A 16592-nucleotide genomic window follows, 5' to 3' on the forward strand; every position below is an offset into this window, starting at 1 on the left:
CGCACTCCGCACCCGCCACGAAGAGACTCCGCCGGGCTACGCCCCCGCCTTGCCACTCACGGCGCTTCCACTGCTTCAGCGCCGGGTCAGCGCGTCCCGTACCGCGTCCAAGTCTGCGTCGGACGCCAACCCCGCGTGGTACAGCCGCAGTTCGGTGGCGCCCAGGCCCGCCGCGCGTTCCGCGTCCGCCGCCAGGGTGCTCGGGGTGCCGCCCATTCCGGAGACCACGACGAAGTTGGCGGCCAGCACAGCGCCCTCGGCGGCCTCCGCGAACGGTGTCAGCAGGCCCGCCCCGCCGGTGCAGGGGACCACCACGCCGTCCGCGACGGACAGGATGTGCTCGGGGTCCACTCCCGCATTGGCGCCGACGTGGTACCAGACCGGGTCGGCGTGCAGCAGGACCTGGAAGCCGGCCGGGGCCGCCGCCCGGACCGCCGCGACGGCCTCCTCCTGGAGCGTGCGGGCCGTTTCCTCGCGCCACGCGCGCGTGAGGGCCGCTTTGTCGTCACCGAGAGCCTTCTCGACCCCCGCCCATCCCCCGTGATCCGGCTCGCCCCGCCACAACGGCTCCAGCGCGGCGCGCACGGCCACCGCCAGCTCCTCGGGATCCAGGCCCTGCCCGGCGTACCCCGCCCGGCAGGACGGGCAGAAGCAGAGCGCCATCAGATACTGGCCGGCGTCACCGAGCCCGATCCCGCCCGTCTTGTCGTGGGCGTGCAGATGCGCGAGCCCGTACCAGCCGAGGGACTCCAGTTCCGTACCGCGTGCGCCGGGCCGGATGGCGGCCTCGGCGGCGAGATCGACGAGGTACGCGCGCGTGGCGGGCTGCGCGATGCAGGGCGCCCACGGGTAGCGGTCCCCGTAGGCGTTGACCACGGAGGTGTCCGGATGGTCGGCGCCCAGGCGGGAGTTGTGGGCGAGGACGACCCAGGTGTGCACGTCGAGCCCGGCGTCGGCGAGCGCGGTGGCGGCCTCGCCGTACGCGTCACCGGGGGCCCAGGATCCGGCGGCGTACGGCCGCAGTTCACGGCCCGCCCAGCGGTCGTCCGTGGGGTACAGCACCGCCGCGTGCTCGGCGGTGACGATGCGGTGGCGCGGGTGGCGGGGCGTCAACGCGCGCGTGGAGTGGTACGCGGAGGCGAGGGTGACCTGTTCCACGCCGAGTGCGGCGATCCGCCGGGCGGCGTCGGGGTCGCCGTTGACGTCCCAGGGATAGACGAACGCGGACGCCTTCACATGCTCTCCTCGAACTCGGAACCAGCTTCTGCCCCTCTACCCACCGCCCCCGGCCCCGACGCCGACCCCGACCCCGACCCGAGGAGCGCGTGACCGCGCTCGACGAGCCGCGCGAGCTGCTTCACATGGTCCTCGGTCGGCTCGTGCAGCGGCGGCCGGACCTCCCCGACGTCAAGCCCGGTCTGCCGCACCCCGGCCTTGACGAGGGAGACGGCGTAGCCGCGCCCCTGCGCCCGCAGTTCGACGAACGGCCGGTAGAAGCCGTCCACGAGCCGGTTCGCGGTGACGTCGTCGCCGGTGTTGAGCGCCTTGTGGAAGGCCAGCGCGATCTCGGGCGCGAAGCAGAAGACGGCCGACGAGTAGAGGGTGACGCCGATGCCCCGGTAGGCGAGCCCGGTCAGTTCGGCGGTCGGCAGTCCGTTGAAGTACAGGAAGTCGCCGGGCACCTCGGTGCGTACGGCGCTCACGATCCGCTGCATCAGGTCGAGGTCGCCGAGCCCGTCCTTGAGCCCGATGATCTTCTCGGTGCGCGCCAGTTCGACAACGGTCGCGGGCGTGAACACGGCGTTGTCGCGCTGGTAGACGATGACCGGCAGGTCGGTCGCGGCCGCCAGCTCCCGGTAGTGCCGCAGCAGCCCCTCCTGCCCGGCCACCACCAGATACGGCGGCATGGCGAGCAGCCCGTCGGCCCCGGCCTCCGCCGCGAGACGCGCGAAGCGCACGGCGAGGGCGGTGCCGTATCCGGCGCCCGCGACCACCGGCACGCGCCCGGCGGTCTCCTCCACCGCCGCCCGTACGCAGGCCTGGAACTCCTCGGGTGTCAGCGCGTGGAACTCCCCGGTGCCGCAGCACGCGAAGACGGCCGCGGCCCCCGCCGCCACGCCCCGGCGCACATGCGCGCGGAAGACGTCGAGGTCGAGCGAGCCGTCGGGGCCGTAGGCGGTGACGGGGAAGAACAGCGGACCACTCGGGACGGTGAGTCGCGTGGCAAGGTCGGCGGCGAGCGGGGCTGGCGTCACGGGCTCTCCCTGTGGCATGCAGTCGTGCACGCTTCTGATTCACGTCTACATTTCTGAACGGTTTCACGCTAAGCGCCCATCACGGGGCCGGTCAAGCCGACCGACGGCCAACCGGGCGACAGAATCCGCAGGTCTGCGTCACACTTGACGGCACCGGCCACCCCTCCCTAGCGTGTCCACGGATGTGAATTCCGTACACGCATACGGCCGTCGCATCGAGGAGATCCCGTCAGGCGCCCCAAGGAGACCCGAGGATGCCCGCTCCCCGCACCGTTCTGCTCACCGGCGCCGCCGGCGGCCTCGGCACCCTGATGCGGGACCTGCTCCCGGCCTACGGCTACGAACTGCGCCTGCTCGACCTGCTCCCCATCGAGGGCGAGCCCGACGCGATCACCGCGGACCTCACCGACAGGGCGGCACTGCGCGAGGCCGTGCGGGGCGTCGACGCGATCATCCACCTCGCGGGCATCTCGCTGGAGTCGACCTTCGACAAGATCCTGAAGGCGAACATCGAGGGCACGTACAACCTGTACGAGGCCGCACGCGAAGAAGGCGTCGGACGCATCGTCTTCGCCTCCTCGAACCACGCGGTGGGCTACACCCCCCGCCCCCAGGGGGCCGACCCCCTGATCCCCGTCGACACCCCGCACCGCCCGGACACCTTCTACGGCCTGTCCAAGTCCTTCGGCGAGGACCTGGCCCAGCTCTACTGGGACAAGCACGGCCTGGAGACGGTCTCCGTCCGCATCGGCTCCTGCTTCCCCGAGCCGACCAGCGTGCGCATGCTGTCGCTGTGGATGAGCCCCGCCGACGGCGCCCGCCTCCTGCACGCGTCCCTGACCGCCGAGAACGTCGGCCACACCGTCGTCTACGGCTCGTCCGCCAACACGCGCCTGTGGTGGGACCTGAGCAGCGCACGAGCCCTCGGCTACGAACCGCAGGACGACTCCGAGCCGTACGCCGAGAAACTGATCGCCGACCAGGGCGACCTCGACCCGTCGAACCCGGCCCACGCCAACCTGGGCGGCCACTTCGTGAACGACCCCCCGATCTGGCCCCACTGACCACACCCCCACAAACGGGCGGGCACCGAACGGGTCCGCCCGCAGCCATATCCGGGCACACGAACACCTTCTGCCGCGCTCCTGGAACGGGCGCGGCATTGCCCCGTCCAGGGGCGCGGGGAACTGCGCGACCAGCCACATCGCACCCGCGGCCGCCACACGACAGCACCCACCGAGCTCGTAGGCCCACCCGGAACCCGACGGGCCCGAACGGGCAGACGCGGTCACTTTCACCCCCGTAACAGACCTGGTCACCACCCCCCACCCCTGTAGAACTTCCCCCACAGGGCCCGAACGGGCAGAGACCGCAAGGCGGGTGAGCCCATGACCAACACCGCGCAAGACCGCCAGCGGCACATCGTGCGCACCGCCCGCACCACCGGCTCGGTCGACGTGACCACCCTCGCCGCCGAGTCGGGCGTGGCCAAGGAGACCGTACGGCGCGACCTGCGCGCCCTGGAGGACCACGGCCTGATCCGCCGCACCCACGGCGGCGCCTACCCCGTGGAGAGCGCGGGTTTCGAGACGACCCTCGCCTTCCGCGCCACCAGCCACGTCCCCGAGAAGCGCCGGATCGCCGCCGCGGCGGCCGACCTGCTCGGGGACGCCGAAACGGTCTTCGTCGACGAGGGGTTGGAGCTGCTGCCGCTGGAGTGCGTTCGGGGGCGTTCTGACGCCTGGCGATGAGGAGGTGCTGCGTCTGGTGGGCGCGCACCTGGGGTCACTGGCTTCGAGGGATCTCAAGACGCGCTGCCGGGACGGCCTGGAGCACTCCGGTGACGCCTGGGCGGTGCGGAAGCGGGAGCTGACACCCGCCTCGTCGTCACGCTGGGCCGGGTCGATCACCAAGGCGTCGCATGATCAGTGGGCACTGGCCCGCCGCTGCCAGTCGACGCACATCCACAACCTGCAGACGGGCATCCGCACCCTCGAAGCCCGGCTGGCGCTGCCGGTCGGGCAGAAGGGGACGAAGAAGGCGCCCGGGGGTTACCGGTCCCGGCGGGAATGGCACGCGAAGTCCCGGCGGCTGCGGGTACTGGAGGACCGGCTAGCCGCCGCTCGGGCGGACCGCGAGGCCGGTGTGGTGCACGTCGTGCGGGGCGGCAAGCGGCTGGCCCGCGCCCGGCATCACTTGGAGGCGGCTTAGCTCACGGAGTCGGCGTGGCGTGGATGTTGGGAGGCGGAGCGCTGGTTATGCCAGGCGGACGGCGAGTCCGGGAAGCGGTACGGCAACGAGACCATCCGTATCAGCCCCGACGGCGAGGTCAGCATCAAACTCCCCGCACCTCTGAGGTACTTGGCGAACACCCCTCACGGCCGGTACATCCTTGCCTGCCGGATCGAGTTCGCCCACCGGGGGCAGGAGTGGGCGGATCGTGCCGCGGCCAACCGGGCGATCGCCTACCGTATCCACCTCGATACGGTCCGAGGGCGCTGGTATGTGACCGCCTCCTGGCAAATCCCGCCCACCCCCTCCATTCCCCTGGAGGCCGCCCTCGCCCACGGCGTGATCGGCGTCGACATGAACGCCGATCTCCCCCACGCTCGGCTTCGCTCACGCGGGGGGACCCCCACCGCCGCCTGGCGCCTGGACACCCACGGCAACCCCACCGGCGCCCCGCGCCGCTTCTCCTACGACCTGACCGGCACCGCCGAACACCGTGACACCCAGGTCCGCCACGCCCTCACCCGCCTCCTGCACTGGGCCCACACCTGCGGCGTGAAGGCGATCGCGGTCGAGGACCTGGACTTCGCCGCCGAGAAGACCCGGGAGAAACACGGCCGCCGCAAACGCTTCCGCGAGCTGATCTCCGGCATGCCCACCGGCAAACTCCGTGCCCGCTTGTCCTCGATGGCCGACCAGACGGGTATCGCGGTCATCGCGGTGGACCCGGCCTACACCAGCCGCTGGGGTGGCCAGCACTGGCAGAAGCCCCTCACCACCCCCACCCGCACCACCACCCGCCACGATGCTGCTGCCGTGGCGATTGGAAGGCGCGCCCAGGGACACCCGATCCGGCGACGGACGGCACCGCCCCCACACGACCGGAGTGATCGTGCGGGGCATCGGACCGTCCAGGCCGGACCGGTTGTTCCTGGGCGTGAGGCGTTACTCATCAGCGGCCTCCGGCCGCGGGCCGCCCCCGCATCCCCGGACCACGGACACGATCCGTAGCGACCGCCTGCCACTGACGAGCTATCCGCAGGCGTTGGACCAGTTCGCGGCGGGAGCGGGGCGGAAGATCGTGGTGACCCCGTAACCGTCACTCGCCCCCGCCGCCCCTACCCGTCCCATCCGTCTCGGGGGCGCTGCCCCCGAACCCCCGCTCCTCAAACGCCGGAGGGGCTAATTCCCAGCCCGTCCGGCGATTGAGGACGAGGCCCGTTCAGGGCCGTGGCGGGGGTCTGGGGGCGGCAGCCCCCAGGAAGGGATGGGACGGGTAGGGGCGGCGGGGGCGAAAACCCTTGGCCCGCCACCCACCCATTTGCCCACCGGGTAAGGGAACGGTAAAGCGGGCCCGGTCGTTCACCGGTCATGACAGCTATGACCCCCGGCTCGAACATCCCTCTCCCCGTCACCCGAGTGACGGTGGACGTCGCCGCCCCAGTACGGCTCGACGTATCGAGCCTGCTGCTCACCGCCGACGGCAAGGTGCGCTCCGACGACGACTTCATCTTCTACAACCAGCCGACCGGCCCCGGCGTGACGTACCGCTCCGGCGGCGGCACCACCCCCGACTCGATCACGGTCGACACCACCGCCGTCCCCCCGGGCATCGAGAAGATCGTCGTCACGGCGAGCCCGGACGCGGCGGGCCAGACCTTCCAGGGCATCGAGCCCACGGCCACGATCCGCAACGCGGACGACAACTCGGTCCTGGCGACGTTCACGCCCCCGCAGCTCGGCTCGGAAACGGCGCTGGTGATCGTCGAGGTGTATCTGCGCAACGGCGCCTGGAAGGCCCGCGCGGTGGGCCAGGGGTACGCGAACGGCCTGGCCGGCATCGCCACGGACTTCGGCGTGAGCGTGGAGGAACCGGCCCCGACACCGGCCCCGGCCGCGCAGCCGGCCCCGGTCCAGCCCCCGGCGCCCCCGATGGCCCCGCCCGTCGCCCCGGCAGGATCGTTCTCCCCGCCCCCCGCGCCCGCCGCACCCCCGGCTCCCCCCGCCCCGACGCTCGGCGCCGGGAAGATCAACCTGGACAAGGGCCGCGTAAGCCTTCAGAAGAACCAGACCGTATCCCTGGTCAAGGGCGGCCGCCCGCTCCTCTCCCAGGTCAAGATGGGCCTCGGCTGGGAACCGGCGTACCGGGGCAAGGACATCGACCTGGACGCGTCGGTCATCGCGTACGGCCCGCAGCGCAACCACATCGACAGCTGCTACTTCGGCAAACTCTCCATCGTGGGCGGCGCGATCAAGCACTCCGGCGACAACCTCACGGGCGAGGGCGGGGGCGACGACGAGGTCATCGTGGTCGACCTGGGCCGTCTCCCCCAGGAGGTCACCGGTCTGGTCTTCACGGTGAACTCCTTCTCCGGCCAGAAGTTCACCGAGGTGGCGAAGGCGTACTGCCGTCTCCTGGACGCGGCGACGGGCGAGGAACTGGTCCGCTTCGACCTGACCAGCGCCGAGGCACAGACGGGCGTGATGATGGCCAAGATGATCAAGCAGTTCTCCGGCGAGTGGGAGATGACGGCGATCGGCGACTTCGTCAAGTCCCGCACGGTCAGGGGCATGGTGAAGCCGGCGGCCCAGGCGCTGTAACGACGTACGACCACGCACCGAACCGGACCGTGGGGGTCAAGCCGTCGACCGTGGGCGTCAAGCCGTCACCTTGGCGATGAACGCGGCGACGTTCCCCACGGTCCGCCGGATCTTCTCCTCCAGAGTGATCGTCTCGTGGAGCCGCGACCCCGCGCCCGCGTCCTTCCTGCCGCGCAGATACAGGGAGCAGCAGAGGTCGTCGCAGATGTACGCGCCCACGGAGTTGCCCTGTTTCCCGGCCTTCCCCGCCTTCGGGGCCACCATCAGGGAGACGCCTCCGGTGTGCGAGGTCAGGCACATCGAGCACAGGCTGCGCCGCGTCTGGCCGAAGGCGGGCGCGGAGGCGCGCAGTGCGAGGGCGGTCGGACGGCCGTCGAGTTCGGTGACGAGGTAGGCGCGGTCGGGGGCCTGCGGATCCCGCCAGCCCAGGAAGTCCAGGTCCTCCCAGGGCCGGTCGGCCAAGTCGTGCGGCACGGCCAGGCGGCGCGCCTCGCCCTTCGTGCAGTTCACGAACGCGGCACGGATCTCTTGCTCGGTCAACGGTTCCATAAGTGCAGGCTAATTTGCCTAAACAGTTTAGGCAAACCTATATTTTCCTTAGCCAAACACTAGGAGGGTCATGGCACGCGCAGGACTGACCCCGGATCGCCTGACCAGGGCCGGAGCCGACCTGGCCGACGAGATCGGCTTCGACCAGGTGACGGCCTCCGAGCTGGCCCGGCGGTTCGGCGTCAAGGTCGCGAGTCTGTACTCGCATGTGAGGAACACCCAGGACCTCAGGACCAGGATCGCGCTGTTCGCCCTGGAGGAACTCGCCGACCTGTCTTCCGACGCCGTGGCCGGACGGGCCGGCAAGGACGCCCTGACCGCCTTCGCGAACGTCTACCGCGACTACGGCCAGGAGCATCCGGGCCGCGCCGCCGCAGCCCGGATGAGGCTCGACCCCGAGACCGCGGCGGCCAGTGCGGGCGTCCGGCTCTCCCAGCTGACCCGGGCGATCCTGCGCGGCTACGACCTGACGGAGCCCGACCAGACCCACGCGGTCCGCCTGCTGGGCAGCTTTTTCCACGGTTACGTCAGCCTGGAGACGGCGGGCGGCTTCAGCCACAGCGCCCCCGACTCGGACGAGAGCTGGACCCGCACCCTGGACGCCCTCGACGCCCTGCTGCGCAACTGGCCCGCCCCTTCCGCCCCGTGACCGACAGTCCGAGGACAGACATGCACCCCGAGCCCGACCGGACCACCACCCCGAGCACGCCACCGAACACCACGCCGCACGCCTCGTCCAGCACCACCCCGATCACCACGCCCATCACCGAAGACCTCGTCCACGGCGCCCTCGACCTCGAGCACACGGCCCACGGCGTACTCCCCCACCGTCTGCCCGCCCTGGCCCGCGCCCAGAACACGGACCCGCAGCTCGCCATGGCGGAGGCCCAGACCTCCGGCGTACGGCTGGTCTTCCGCACCCGGGCGACCTCGGTCGAGCTGGACTCGCTGCCCACCAAGCGGGCCTATGTGGGCGCCCCACCCCGCCCCGACGGGATCTACGACCTGCTCGTAGACGGCCGCATGGCAGGTCAGGGCAGTGTGCGGGGCGGCAACACCATCACCGTCGACATGGCCGCCGGGACCGCCGAGAACCGGCCGGGACCGTTCGGCACGCTCCGCTTCACGGGCCTGCCGGACCATCCGAAGGTCGTCGAGATCTGGCTGCCCCACAACGAGACCACCGAGCTCGTCGCCCTGCGCACCGACGCCCCCGTGGAACCCGTACCGCTGCGCGCCAGGGGCCGCAGGATCTGGCTGCACCACGGCAGCTCGATCAGCCACGGCTCCGACGCGGCGAGCCCCACCGCCATCTGGCCCGCGCTGGCCGCCCTGCTCGGCGGTGTGGAGCTGATCAACCTGGGCCTGGCCGGCGGGGCGCTGCTCGACCCGTTCACCGCCCGCGCGATGCGTGACACCCCCGCCGACCTGATCAGCGTCAAGATCGGCATCAACCTGGTCAACACCGATCTGATGCGCCTGCGCGCCTTCGGCCCGGCGGTCCACGGCTTCCTCGACACCATCCGCGAGGGCCATCCGACCACACCGCTGCTGGTCGTCTCCCCCATCCACTGCCCCATGCACGAGGACACCCCCGGCCCCACCGCCCTGGACCTCGGCACCATGGACGCCGGCCGACTGCGCTTCCAGGCGATGGGCGACCCCGCCGAGCGCGCCGCCGGCAAACTGACGCTCAACGTCATCCGGGAGGAGCTGTCCCGTATCGTGCGGCAGCGGTCGGCGGACGATCCGAACATCCGCCTGCTCGACGGCCGCGAGCTGTACGGCGAGTCCGACCACTCCGAGCTGCCCCTGCCCGACCAGCTCCACCCGGACGCGGCCACTCACCGCCGCATGGGCGAACGTTTCGCCGAACTCGCCTTCACCGCACCGGAACCGCTCTTCGGGAACTCTGCGCCGACCCCCCGAAAGGACTAGTACCCCAGCAGTACTTCGTGGCTTGATCTGGGGAAACGTCGAGCCACGAAGTACCGCTGGAGTACCCTCGTGCGCGTACCTCAGCTCGCCAAAATTGGCATGGGTGGTTTGAGCGTTGGGGAGAGGCCGGTGGCAAGTGGCGGGCCGGCCCTGCCAGGGACGGCCCTCGAAGTGATCCGGGCCGAAAGGTACGTGAGTTCCCGGGTGGTCGTGCTCGATGCACCGGGCGGGCCTTCGCTGTGCCGCAAGACGTGCCGTCGTCGGATGATCCGCCGGTATCTGGCCATCCGCCTGAGACCCCCTCCGAGGTGGTGCGCCAGGTAGAACGAACGCAGGCCGTTGTTGGGCCTGTTGAGAACTGCGTGGCGTCGGTGCTGCGCAGGTGAGGCTTTGAGGGGCCTGGCTGAACTTCCCACCATGGTGGCTGTTGCACCGATGGCCGAAGCGGACACGTAAGGGCAGACGCAATGGAAGGAAGCCATGCCCATCGATACCGAGGCCCAGTTCACGGACGTGTACCGGGCTCACTACGAGGACGTGCTCAGGTTCGTGCGCCGGCGCGCCCACCCCATGAACGTCGACGACATCGTCGCAGAGACATTCCTCACCGCGTGGCGTCGTCGGCGGGAACTTCCCCGGGAGCCGCGGCCGTGGTTGTTCGGCACGGCCCGCAAGGTGATGCTGAACGCGAACCGGGGCATGCGCCGGTACTCCGCGCTGGCAGTGCGCATCCAGGAGGCCGGAGAGGGAGGTGCGCGCGTTCCCGCGGTCGATCCGACCGCCTCCGTGGACAGCAGGATGGACCTGGCCGCCGCCTGGCAGTCCCTTGCCGCCGCCGATCAGGAGGCCCTCGCCCTGCACATCTGGGAGGAGCTCTCCACGAAGGACGCGGCGGGCGTTCTCGGCTGCACCCGGGCCGCCTACGCGATGCGCCTGACCCGGGCCAGGCGTCGGCTGGCCACTCTGCTCGCCACCTCGACCGCCGCCTCGCCCGCCCTCGCCACGACCCACTGACAGGAGACCCCTCACATGAAGAGCAACGACCTGCTGGCCCGTCTCGCCGAACTCGATGCCGCTCCCCGCACCGAGCCGACTGCCGCCGGGATCGACCGCGAGGAGACGCTGCTCAGGCAGATTCTCGACGACACCCAACGGCCCGCGCGCAGTGCAGGCCCTACCTTCCGCCGCCCGCTCATGCGCCGGGTGGGCTTCACCCTGGCCGGTGCGCTCGCCGTCGTCGGGGCCTTCGGCGCCGTGACCGGCGGTCTGCCTGGCACGGATGGCGCCGGACCGTTGTCCTCGGAGGAACTGGCCAGTTGGACGGGCACGCCCCAGGGGCTGGACACCGCCCAAGGCAAGGGCTCCGGCGCCGCCGACTACTGCCTGGACGCGACGCAGCGCATGGGCACCGTCACCGGCACCGGCACCGGCACCGGCACCGCCCCGAAGGTCAGCAACGCCGACATCCGTGGCGACGTGGCCTCCATGGTCATCACACGGTCGGGCGACGCGGCTTACTGCCTGGCCGGTTCGGACGGCGCGGCGGTCGCCATGACCATCTCCCCGGTGGGCGCGCTGCCCGCCCGCGGGGTCGCCCTGGACACCCACGGGGCCCGGGGAAGCGGCGACGAGGAGTTCAACTATGTGGTCGGCACCGCCGGCTCCGACGTCAAGAAGGTCGTTGTAAACGATCACGGGAAGACAGCCCAGGCCACGCTCCAGGGCGGCCGCTGGACCGCGTGGTGGCCCGAGGGCCAGCCGGAGGGGCTGCTCACCGGCACGCTCACCGTCACCTTCACTGACGGGTCGAGCCATACGGTCTCCGCCAAGTCGTTGACCGACAGGGACTGAGACCGCGCGCTCGGGCGCCCTCACCTGCGTCGCACGGGCGATGCTTCGGGGGCTGCCGCCCGCCCCCAACCGCGGCTCGACAAATCACGCAGCATCCTCCAGGGAACGATCTTCCCTTGGAGCCTGCCGCGGTTCACCTGATGACCGGACCGCCTCACCGGCCGTACCCGACCACCGGGCTACAACACACCCGGCCTCGTGGCCCTCACACCGGCCGAGACCCGCCCTCTCCCGGCAACCGGCCCCCAGCCCCGGGACCGCCGCGAGCACGCCGTGAACTGGTCACGCCGGAGACGACGCCACCAGGCGCGAGCCCGCCACTGCCACTACGCGCGACGCGGCTACCTGCTCGCCGGCACAAGATGGCGAGAGCCCTCGCACGCCTGCGACGCCCCGGCCAAAAAACTCTCCGCCGTCAGCCTGCCGACCAGTGCAAATGAAGAAGTACTGCTGGAGTATCAGTACCAATGCCGTCTGGGCGAGCTGATCCGGCTCGTGTCGTTCGAGATGGTCGACGAGGCGTTGACGCAGACGGGCAGGGTGCAGGAACGGGTACGGGTTCTGCCGTCGCAGTTGATGGTGTATCTGCTGCTGGCGGTGTGTCCGTTTCCCGGGCTGGGCTGGCGGCAGGTGTGGCAGCGGCTGACGGCGGGCCTGGATGGGCTGATGGTCGCGGGCCCGACGGGTGGTGCGTTGGCGCAGGCCCGCAGGTGGCTGGGGGCCGAGCCGCCGCGCTGGCTGTTCGACCTGTTGCGTGGCCCGGCCACCGGCATCGGCACCGCCGGTGTGTGGTGGCGCGGGCTGCTGGTCTGTGCGATCGACGGCACGACCGTGGCGGTGCCGACAGCCCGGCAAATCTGGCCGGGTTCACCAAGCACCGCTGCAACAACGGTGGTTCGGGATATCCGGAGTCGCGGCTGCTGGGGGCTGGTGTCCTGCGGCACTCGCACGGTATCGCCGCGGCGTTCGGACCGACCACCGACGGTTGGACGATGTATACGCCGCGCCTGATCCGCAGCCTGCGCGAGGGCATGACCGTGCTGCTGGACCGGAACTTCGCCGCCCAGACGCCTGTGACCGCCATGGCCAAGACCGGTGCGCACGTGCTGGTCCGAGTGAAGAGCGGCCGCCGGCTGCCCGTCCTGGGCCACTGCAGCGACGGCTCCCACCTGTCGGCAATCGGTGCCGTCCCCGTGCCCGTCATCGACTGCGAGATCACCATCACCACGGCCGCAGGCCACCGCACCGGCCTCTACCGGCGACCGGCCACAAAACTCATCCCGCCGCCGAGCTGATCATGCTGTATCACCAGCGCCGGGAGACCGAGACCGCCTACCTGGAGATCAAGTCGACCATCCTGGGCGGCCGCGTCCTGGGCGCCCGCACCCCTGGCCATGGCGGATGCCGCCGGCACCCGGCCCGGACTTGATCCCGACCGGGCCAGCTGCAGTATCGCCCTGTACACCACCCGCGACCTGGTCATCCAGGCCGCGGGCGTCATCGCCGACACCGTCATCGACCTCGGCGGCGCCATCGGCCGCCGCGTCCTGGCCGACCTCACGCCCGACCGGCGCATCCGCACCCGGCCCCGCGTCGTCAAACGCGCGATCTCCAAGTACAGCGCCAAAGGCACCATCGACCGGACCAGCTACAAAGCCACCATCAGCATCGGCATCCTGACCGCACCAGGACCTTGACACCCAGCCCTGCCGCCCATCTAGACGGCATCGGGACTAGAACAGCGCACTGTACGCGTTCAGCGCCGGTTGCCCGCCCAGGTGCGCGTACAGGACGGTGGAGTCCCGCCCGATCTCGCCCCGCGCCACGAGATCGACCATCCCGGCCATCGACTTCCCCTCGTACACGGGGTCGGTGACCATACCCTCCGTACGGGCGGCGAGCCGCATCGCGTCCAGGGTGGTGTCGTCGGGGATCCCGTACGTGCCCGCGTGATAACGCTCGTCCAGCTCGACGTCCGCCTCGGTCAACTCCCGCTTGACACCGATGAGTTGGCCGGTGTTGTGGGCGATCCGCGCGACCTGTTCCTTGGTCCGGGCGGGCGCCGCCGACGCGTCGATGCCGAGCACGCGCCGGGGCCGGCCGCCCGCCTCCTCCAGCGCCGCGAAACCGGCGACCATGCCGGCCTGGGTCGACCCGGTCACCGAGCACACCACCACGGTGTCGAAGAAAACCCCCAACTCCCGTTCCTGCTCCGCGACTTCGTACGCCCAGCCGGCGAACCCGAGTCCGCCCAGCGGATGGTCGGAGGCGCCCGCCGGAATCGCGTACGGCTTGCCGCCCCCTTCCTCCACCTCGCGCAGCGCCAGCTCCCAGCTCTCCTTGAACCCGATGCCGAACCCGGCCCGCACCAGCCGCACATCGGCCCCGGCGAGCCTGCTGATCAGGATGTTGCCGACCTTGTCGTAGACGGAGTCGGGCCACTCCACCCAACTCTCCTGTACGAGAACGCACTTGAGCCCCGCGCGGGCGGCACAGGCGGCGACCTGGCGGGTGTGGTTGGACTGCACACCACCGATCGACACGAGCGTGTCGCAGCCCTGGGCGAGGGCGTCGGCGACGAGGTACTCCAGCTTGCGCGTCTTGTTGCCGCCGTACGCGACACCGGAGTTGCAGTCCTCCCGCTTGGCCCAGAGGGCGGCACCGCCGAGGTGCGCGGTGAGCCGCTCCAGCGGGTGCACGGGCGAGGGACCGAAGAGAAGGGGGTAACGCTCGTACGAGGCAAGGGACATGGGGATCCTCCCGGGATCAGTCGCTGTCCGCGAGCTCGGCGAGCCCACGCCAGATCTCCGCGGTGACACGGACCGCCTCTTCCACGTCCCCGGCCGCGCAGGCGTCGACGAGCCGGTCATGGAGGCCGGACGAGCGGCAGTTGCCGCCCTCGCTGAAGCGTCGTCGCTCAAGACGGCGGATGAGCGGGGTGTAGCGGGCGGCGGTGGCGGCCGCCGCACGGTTCCCACTGACCCGGACGAGGACGTCGTGCAGCTGGTCGTCGGCGCGCAGCGCGGACTCCACGTCGCCGGCCCGGACGGCGGCCGTGAACCGCTCGTTCGCCGTGCGCATCGCCTCGACGTCGGCGGCGAACAGCCGGGGCACGGCGACCCGCGTGACCAGCTCGTGCATGGCCCCGACCACGGCCGCCGCGTCCCGCACGTCGGCGGCCACGACCGGTGTCACCTTCGTGTAGCTCTGCGGCTTGCTCTCCAGCAGCCCCTCGTCGACCAGGCGCGCGAACGCCTCACGCACCGGCGCCCGGGACAGCCCGAGCCGCTCGGCGAACTCGGCGTCGCGCACCACCGTGCCGGGCTCGATCTCCCCGGCGACGATGGCGTCCCTGATCACTTCGTACGCGCGATCCCTGAGCAGGGTCCGGGCGACGGGTCGGATGGCTTCCACAACTGAAATGTTAGATGTCAGCTGCGGGGTCGCACAAGAGCTCGCACAAGAGCGTGCTCAGCCGACCCACGGCCAGTCCGCGTCACCCGCCCTCTCCAGCAGCGGAATCATCCGGAAGGCCGCGTCCGAGAGCCCACCGAACGTGTGCCGGTTGCCCGTCCCGGACGGGCCGTGGCCGGCCCGGTACCCGGCGAGGTTCCAGGTGTAGACCGGCACATCGGCCGGAAGCTGCTCGGTCGGGTCACCGTGCGCGCTGTACGTGTACTGCTCGTCCGTGACGATCACCACCCGGTCGTGCTTGCGGTAGTGACGCCGTACCGCCTCGGTCGTGTCGGTGCCGCCCAGATCGCGGAAGCGGTCCAGGATCCTCAGCACCGACTCGCCCTTGCCGAACGGCACCCGGTTGCTCGACGTACCGAACTCGACGAGATCCGCGTCCGCCGCCCGCAGCGCGAGCGCCGTGCCGAAGATCGCCGCGGCGTCGGCCCGGTTCAGCTCCGAACGGTCCGACAGCCGGGAGTAGAACATCGAGCCCGACCGGTCGACGAGGACGAGCGTCCGCCCGCCCAGCGCCGGCACGTTGGCCAGCGAGTGGCCGAGCGCCTGCTCCAGCGGGTACGACCAGCGCAGCGAGGGCGCGTGCCGGTACGCGGCGAGGTACCGGAAGGGGAACTGCCGCGAGCGCGCCACCTCCGCCGGGTCGCTGATGCGCGCCGCGACCCCCGCCGCCACCTCGTCCGAGACTCCCGCCTCGTCGAAGTTGCGCAGGTTGCGGGTCAGGGCCATCGCCCCCATGGAGGGAACGACCGCCTCCCAGGCCGCCGCGTCCATCGGCCCCTGCAGCCAGCCGGCCAGCGCTTCCCAGGTCATCCCGGCCGCCGCGATCCGCTCGGCACCGCCGGCCGAGGTCACCACCGCCCGCCGCTCCGCGACCGGCAGCGCCATCAGCTCGCGATGCGCCGAGAGCACCCGGTTCGAGGCGGGCGGCACCGCGGTGTCGGGGTTGTGCCGGCGGTCGAGGGCGTACTGGAACAGCTCGCCCTGCCACGGCTTGTCCGGGTCGGGCGCCGCGTGCACGAGGTTGAGGATGTCGCCGAAGCGGTAGCCCTTGGACGCGGTGTCGTACTTCAGCAGCGACTTGCCGCTGTAGAGGCGCCGTACGGCGTCGGCGACGCCGCGCTTGACGGGCTTGGGGATGTTGCGGCCGTACACCGAGGTCCAGTACGCGAGCAGTTCGCCGGGCTCGTCCGGGCGGCGCAGCACCGAGTCGACGACCTGCCGGTTGGACGGACCGTCGGTGGCGCCCGCGTCGAGGCGTGCCTTCACGTACTCGGCGGCGCCCACGACGGCGGCCGTACGGAGGTTGCCCTCGCCGCGCAGCCAGCCCAGCAGGCCGGCCGTCCAGGCGGGGTCGCTCACCGCGAGCTCGCGCACGAGCGCGGCGAACCGGTCGTCGCGGTCGGCGCCGGACTCGTAGAAGGTCTTCTGGGAGACGAAGTTGGCCACCGCGAGCAGAAAGAGCTCGGAGCGCGCGTCCCGCTCACGTCCCCGGCCGCCCTGGTAGGTACGGAGTACACGGCCGGTCGACGTCACCCGGGACGTGGGCTGTGTCCTGGCCGCGCGGGCCGCCTTGGAGTTGAATCGTGCCATGATGAATTCCCCCGAATTCCCTGGAGTTTCGGAGGAAGGCACAGCAAATGAAAAGGTGGGCGCCCGAGTTCTGAAGCGGCGACGGACTTACCCAGATGCTCTGCC

Annotated in this window: 17 protein-coding genes and 1 pseudogene; 12 read left to right on the plus strand and 6 right to left on the minus strand. The window is 71.1% G+C overall.

Going from position 1 to position 16592, the window contains the following annotated elements; genetic code table 11:
• Positions 1-75 precede the first annotated feature (75 nt).
• Together ABZ855_RS18900 and ABZ855_RS18905 are read right to left on the minus strand one after the other, a co-directional pair.
• A complete protein-coding gene (locus tag ABZ855_RS18900; RefSeq protein WP_360808156.1) occupies positions 76-1236 on the minus strand; it encodes a hypothetical protein in 1161 nt (386 codons plus the stop codon).
• Positions 1233-2255 carry a 5-dehydro-4-deoxyglucarate dehydratase gene (locus ABZ855_RS18905; RefSeq protein WP_360808158.1) on the minus strand — a complete coding sequence of 341 codons (1023 nt, stop codon included), beginning with the start codon at positions 2253-2255 and terminating at the stop codon, positions 1233-1235. The genes ABZ855_RS18900 and ABZ855_RS18905 overlap by 4 nt, the downstream gene beginning before the upstream one ends.
• A gap of 254 nt (positions 2256-2509) precedes the next feature.
• Between ABZ855_RS18905 and ABZ855_RS18910 the strand changes: the two genes are divergently transcribed.
• The 4 genes and pseudogenes from ABZ855_RS18910 (at position 2510) to ABZ855_RS18925 (ending at position 7085) form a co-directional block, all read left to right on the plus strand.
• Positions 2510-3319 carry an NAD(P)-dependent oxidoreductase gene (locus ABZ855_RS18910; protein ID WP_360808160.1) on the plus strand — a complete coding sequence of 270 codons (810 nt, stop codon included), beginning with the start codon at positions 2510-2512 and terminating at the stop codon, positions 3317-3319.
• Between the two features lie 324 nt (positions 3320-3643).
• Positions 3644-4052, plus strand: a pseudogene (locus ABZ855_RS18915) (DeoR family transcriptional regulator); the annotation flags it as partial.
• Between the two features lie 789 nt (positions 4053-4841).
• Complete coding sequence (locus ABZ855_RS18920; RefSeq protein WP_360808416.1) at positions 4842-5495, plus strand: IS200/IS605 family accessory protein TnpB-related protein; 654 nt, start codon at positions 4842-4844, stop codon at positions 5493-5495.
• A 369-nt stretch (positions 5496-5864) separates the two neighbouring features.
• Entirely contained in the window at positions 5865-7085 is a 1221-nt protein-coding gene (locus ABZ855_RS18925; RefSeq protein ID WP_360808418.1) for a TerD family protein, read from the plus strand.
• 57 nt (positions 7086-7142) lie between these two features.
• Here the strand turns inward: ABZ855_RS18925 and ABZ855_RS18930 are convergent, their stop codons facing one another.
• Positions 7143-7634 (minus strand): FBP domain-containing protein, encoded by a 492-nt coding sequence (locus ABZ855_RS18930; RefSeq protein WP_360808162.1) that lies wholly within the window; start codon positions 7632-7634, stop codon positions 7143-7145.
• A 70-nt stretch (positions 7635-7704) separates the two neighbouring features.
• Here ABZ855_RS18930 and ABZ855_RS18935 point away from each other — a divergent pair, with 70 nt between their 5' ends.
• The 8 genes from ABZ855_RS18935 to ABZ855_RS18970 all read left to right on the plus strand — a co-directional run bounded on the left by ABZ855_RS18935 (position 7705) and on the right by ABZ855_RS18970 (position 13120).
• The gene (locus ABZ855_RS18935) at positions 7705-8283 is read left to right on the plus strand and encodes a WHG domain-containing protein (RefSeq protein WP_360808164.1); all 579 of its coding nucleotides are present in this window, start codon (positions 7705-7707) and stop codon (positions 8281-8283) included.
• 20 nt (positions 8284-8303) lie between these two features.
• A complete protein-coding gene (locus tag ABZ855_RS18940) occupies positions 8304-9572 on the plus strand; it encodes an SGNH/GDSL hydrolase family protein (protein WP_360808166.1) in 1269 nt (422 codons plus the stop codon).
• A 480-nt stretch (positions 9573-10052) separates the two neighbouring features.
• The gene (locus ABZ855_RS18945) at positions 10053-10586 is read left to right on the plus strand and encodes a sigma-70 family RNA polymerase sigma factor (RefSeq protein WP_360808168.1); all 534 of its coding nucleotides are present in this window, start codon (positions 10053-10055) and stop codon (positions 10584-10586) included.
• Between the two features lie 15 nt (positions 10587-10601).
• Complete coding sequence (locus tag ABZ855_RS18950) at positions 10602-11423, plus strand: hypothetical protein (protein ID WP_360808170.1); 822 nt, start codon at positions 10602-10604, stop codon at positions 11421-11423.
• Positions 11424-11621: 198 nt separating this feature from the next.
• Complete coding sequence (locus ABZ855_RS18955) at positions 11622-12434, plus strand: transposase domain-containing protein (RefSeq protein ID WP_360808172.1); 813 nt, start codon at positions 11622-11624, stop codon at positions 12432-12434.
• A complete protein-coding gene (locus tag ABZ855_RS18960) occupies positions 12416-12718 on the plus strand; it encodes a PEGA domain-containing protein (protein ID WP_360808174.1) in 303 nt (100 codons plus the stop codon). Before ABZ855_RS18955 ends, ABZ855_RS18960 begins: the two co-directional genes overlap by 19 nt.
• Positions 12719-12720: 2 nt before the next feature.
• Entirely contained in the window at positions 12721-12852 is a 132-nt protein-coding gene (locus tag ABZ855_RS18965) for a hypothetical protein (RefSeq protein ID WP_360808176.1), read from the plus strand.
• Positions 12818-13120, plus strand: a complete 303-nt coding sequence (locus ABZ855_RS18970) for a hypothetical protein (protein WP_360808178.1) — start codon at positions 12818-12820, stop codon at positions 13118-13120. Before ABZ855_RS18965 ends, ABZ855_RS18970 begins: the two co-directional genes overlap by 35 nt.
• Before the next feature lie 36 nt (positions 13121-13156).
• Here the strand turns inward: ABZ855_RS18970 and ABZ855_RS18975 are convergent, their stop codons facing one another.
• The 3 genes from ABZ855_RS18975 to ABZ855_RS18985 are packed head-to-tail and all read right to left on the minus strand — an operon-like array spanning position 13157 to position 16487.
• On the minus strand, positions 13157-14173 hold the full coding sequence (locus tag ABZ855_RS18975; protein WP_360808180.1) for a 1-aminocyclopropane-1-carboxylate deaminase: 1017 nt from the start codon (positions 14171-14173) through the stop codon (positions 13157-13159).
• 16 nt (positions 14174-14189) lie between these two features.
• On the minus strand, positions 14190-14837 hold the full coding sequence (locus ABZ855_RS18980; RefSeq protein ID WP_360808182.1) for a GntR family transcriptional regulator: 648 nt from the start codon (positions 14835-14837) through the stop codon (positions 14190-14192).
• 57 nt (positions 14838-14894) lie between these two features.
• Positions 14895-16487, minus strand: a complete 1593-nt coding sequence (locus ABZ855_RS18985) for a TROVE domain-containing protein (protein WP_360808184.1) — start codon at positions 16485-16487, stop codon at positions 14895-14897.
• Between the last annotated feature and the right edge of the window lie 105 nt (positions 16488-16592).

This window comes from Streptomyces sp. NPDC047042 (assembly GCF_040644035.1).
Taxonomy (GTDB): Bacteria; Actinomycetota; Actinomycetes; order Streptomycetales; family Streptomycetaceae; genus Streptomyces.

Bases quoted from the DNA above. Each gene is read 5' to 3' on its own strand.
- ABZ855_RS18910 (WP_360808160.1), top strand. From the start codon at position 2,510: ATGCCCGCTCCCCGCACCGTTCTGCTCACCGGCGCCGCCGGCGGCCTC.
- ABZ855_RS18920 (WP_360808416.1), top strand. From the start codon at position 4,842: ATGAACGCCGATCTCCCCCACGCTCGGCTTCGCTCACGCGGGGGGACC.
- ABZ855_RS18925 (WP_360808418.1), top strand. From the start codon at position 5,865: ATGACCCCCGGCTCGAACATCCCTCTCCCCGTCACCCGAGTGACGGTG.
- ABZ855_RS18930 (WP_360808162.1), bottom strand. From the start codon at position 7,634: ATGGAACCGTTGACCGAGCAAGAGATCCGTGCCGCGTTCGTGAACTGC.
- ABZ855_RS18935 (WP_360808164.1), top strand. From the start codon at position 7,705: ATGGCACGCGCAGGACTGACCCCGGATCGCCTGACCAGGGCCGGAGCC.
- ABZ855_RS18940 (WP_360808166.1), top strand. From the start codon at position 8,304: ATGCACCCCGAGCCCGACCGGACCACCACCCCGAGCACGCCACCGAAC.
- ABZ855_RS18945 (WP_360808168.1), top strand. From the start codon at position 10,053: ATGCCCATCGATACCGAGGCCCAGTTCACGGACGTGTACCGGGCTCAC.
- ABZ855_RS18950 (WP_360808170.1), top strand. From the start codon at position 10,602: ATGAAGAGCAACGACCTGCTGGCCCGTCTCGCCGAACTCGATGCCGCT.
- ABZ855_RS18960 (WP_360808174.1), top strand. From the start codon at position 12,416: ATGTATACGCCGCGCCTGATCCGCAGCCTGCGCGAGGGCATGACCGTG.
- ABZ855_RS18965 (WP_360808176.1), top strand. From the start codon at position 12,721: ATGCTGTATCACCAGCGCCGGGAGACCGAGACCGCCTACCTGGAGATC.
- ABZ855_RS18970 (WP_360808178.1), top strand. From the start codon at position 12,818: ATGGCGGATGCCGCCGGCACCCGGCCCGGACTTGATCCCGACCGGGCC.
- ABZ855_RS18975 (WP_360808180.1), bottom strand. From the start codon at position 14,173: ATGTCCCTTGCCTCGTACGAGCGTTACCCCCTTCTCTTCGGTCCCTCG.
- ABZ855_RS18985 (WP_360808184.1), bottom strand. From the start codon at position 16,487: ATGGCACGATTCAACTCCAAGGCGGCCCGCGCGGCCAGGACACAGCCC.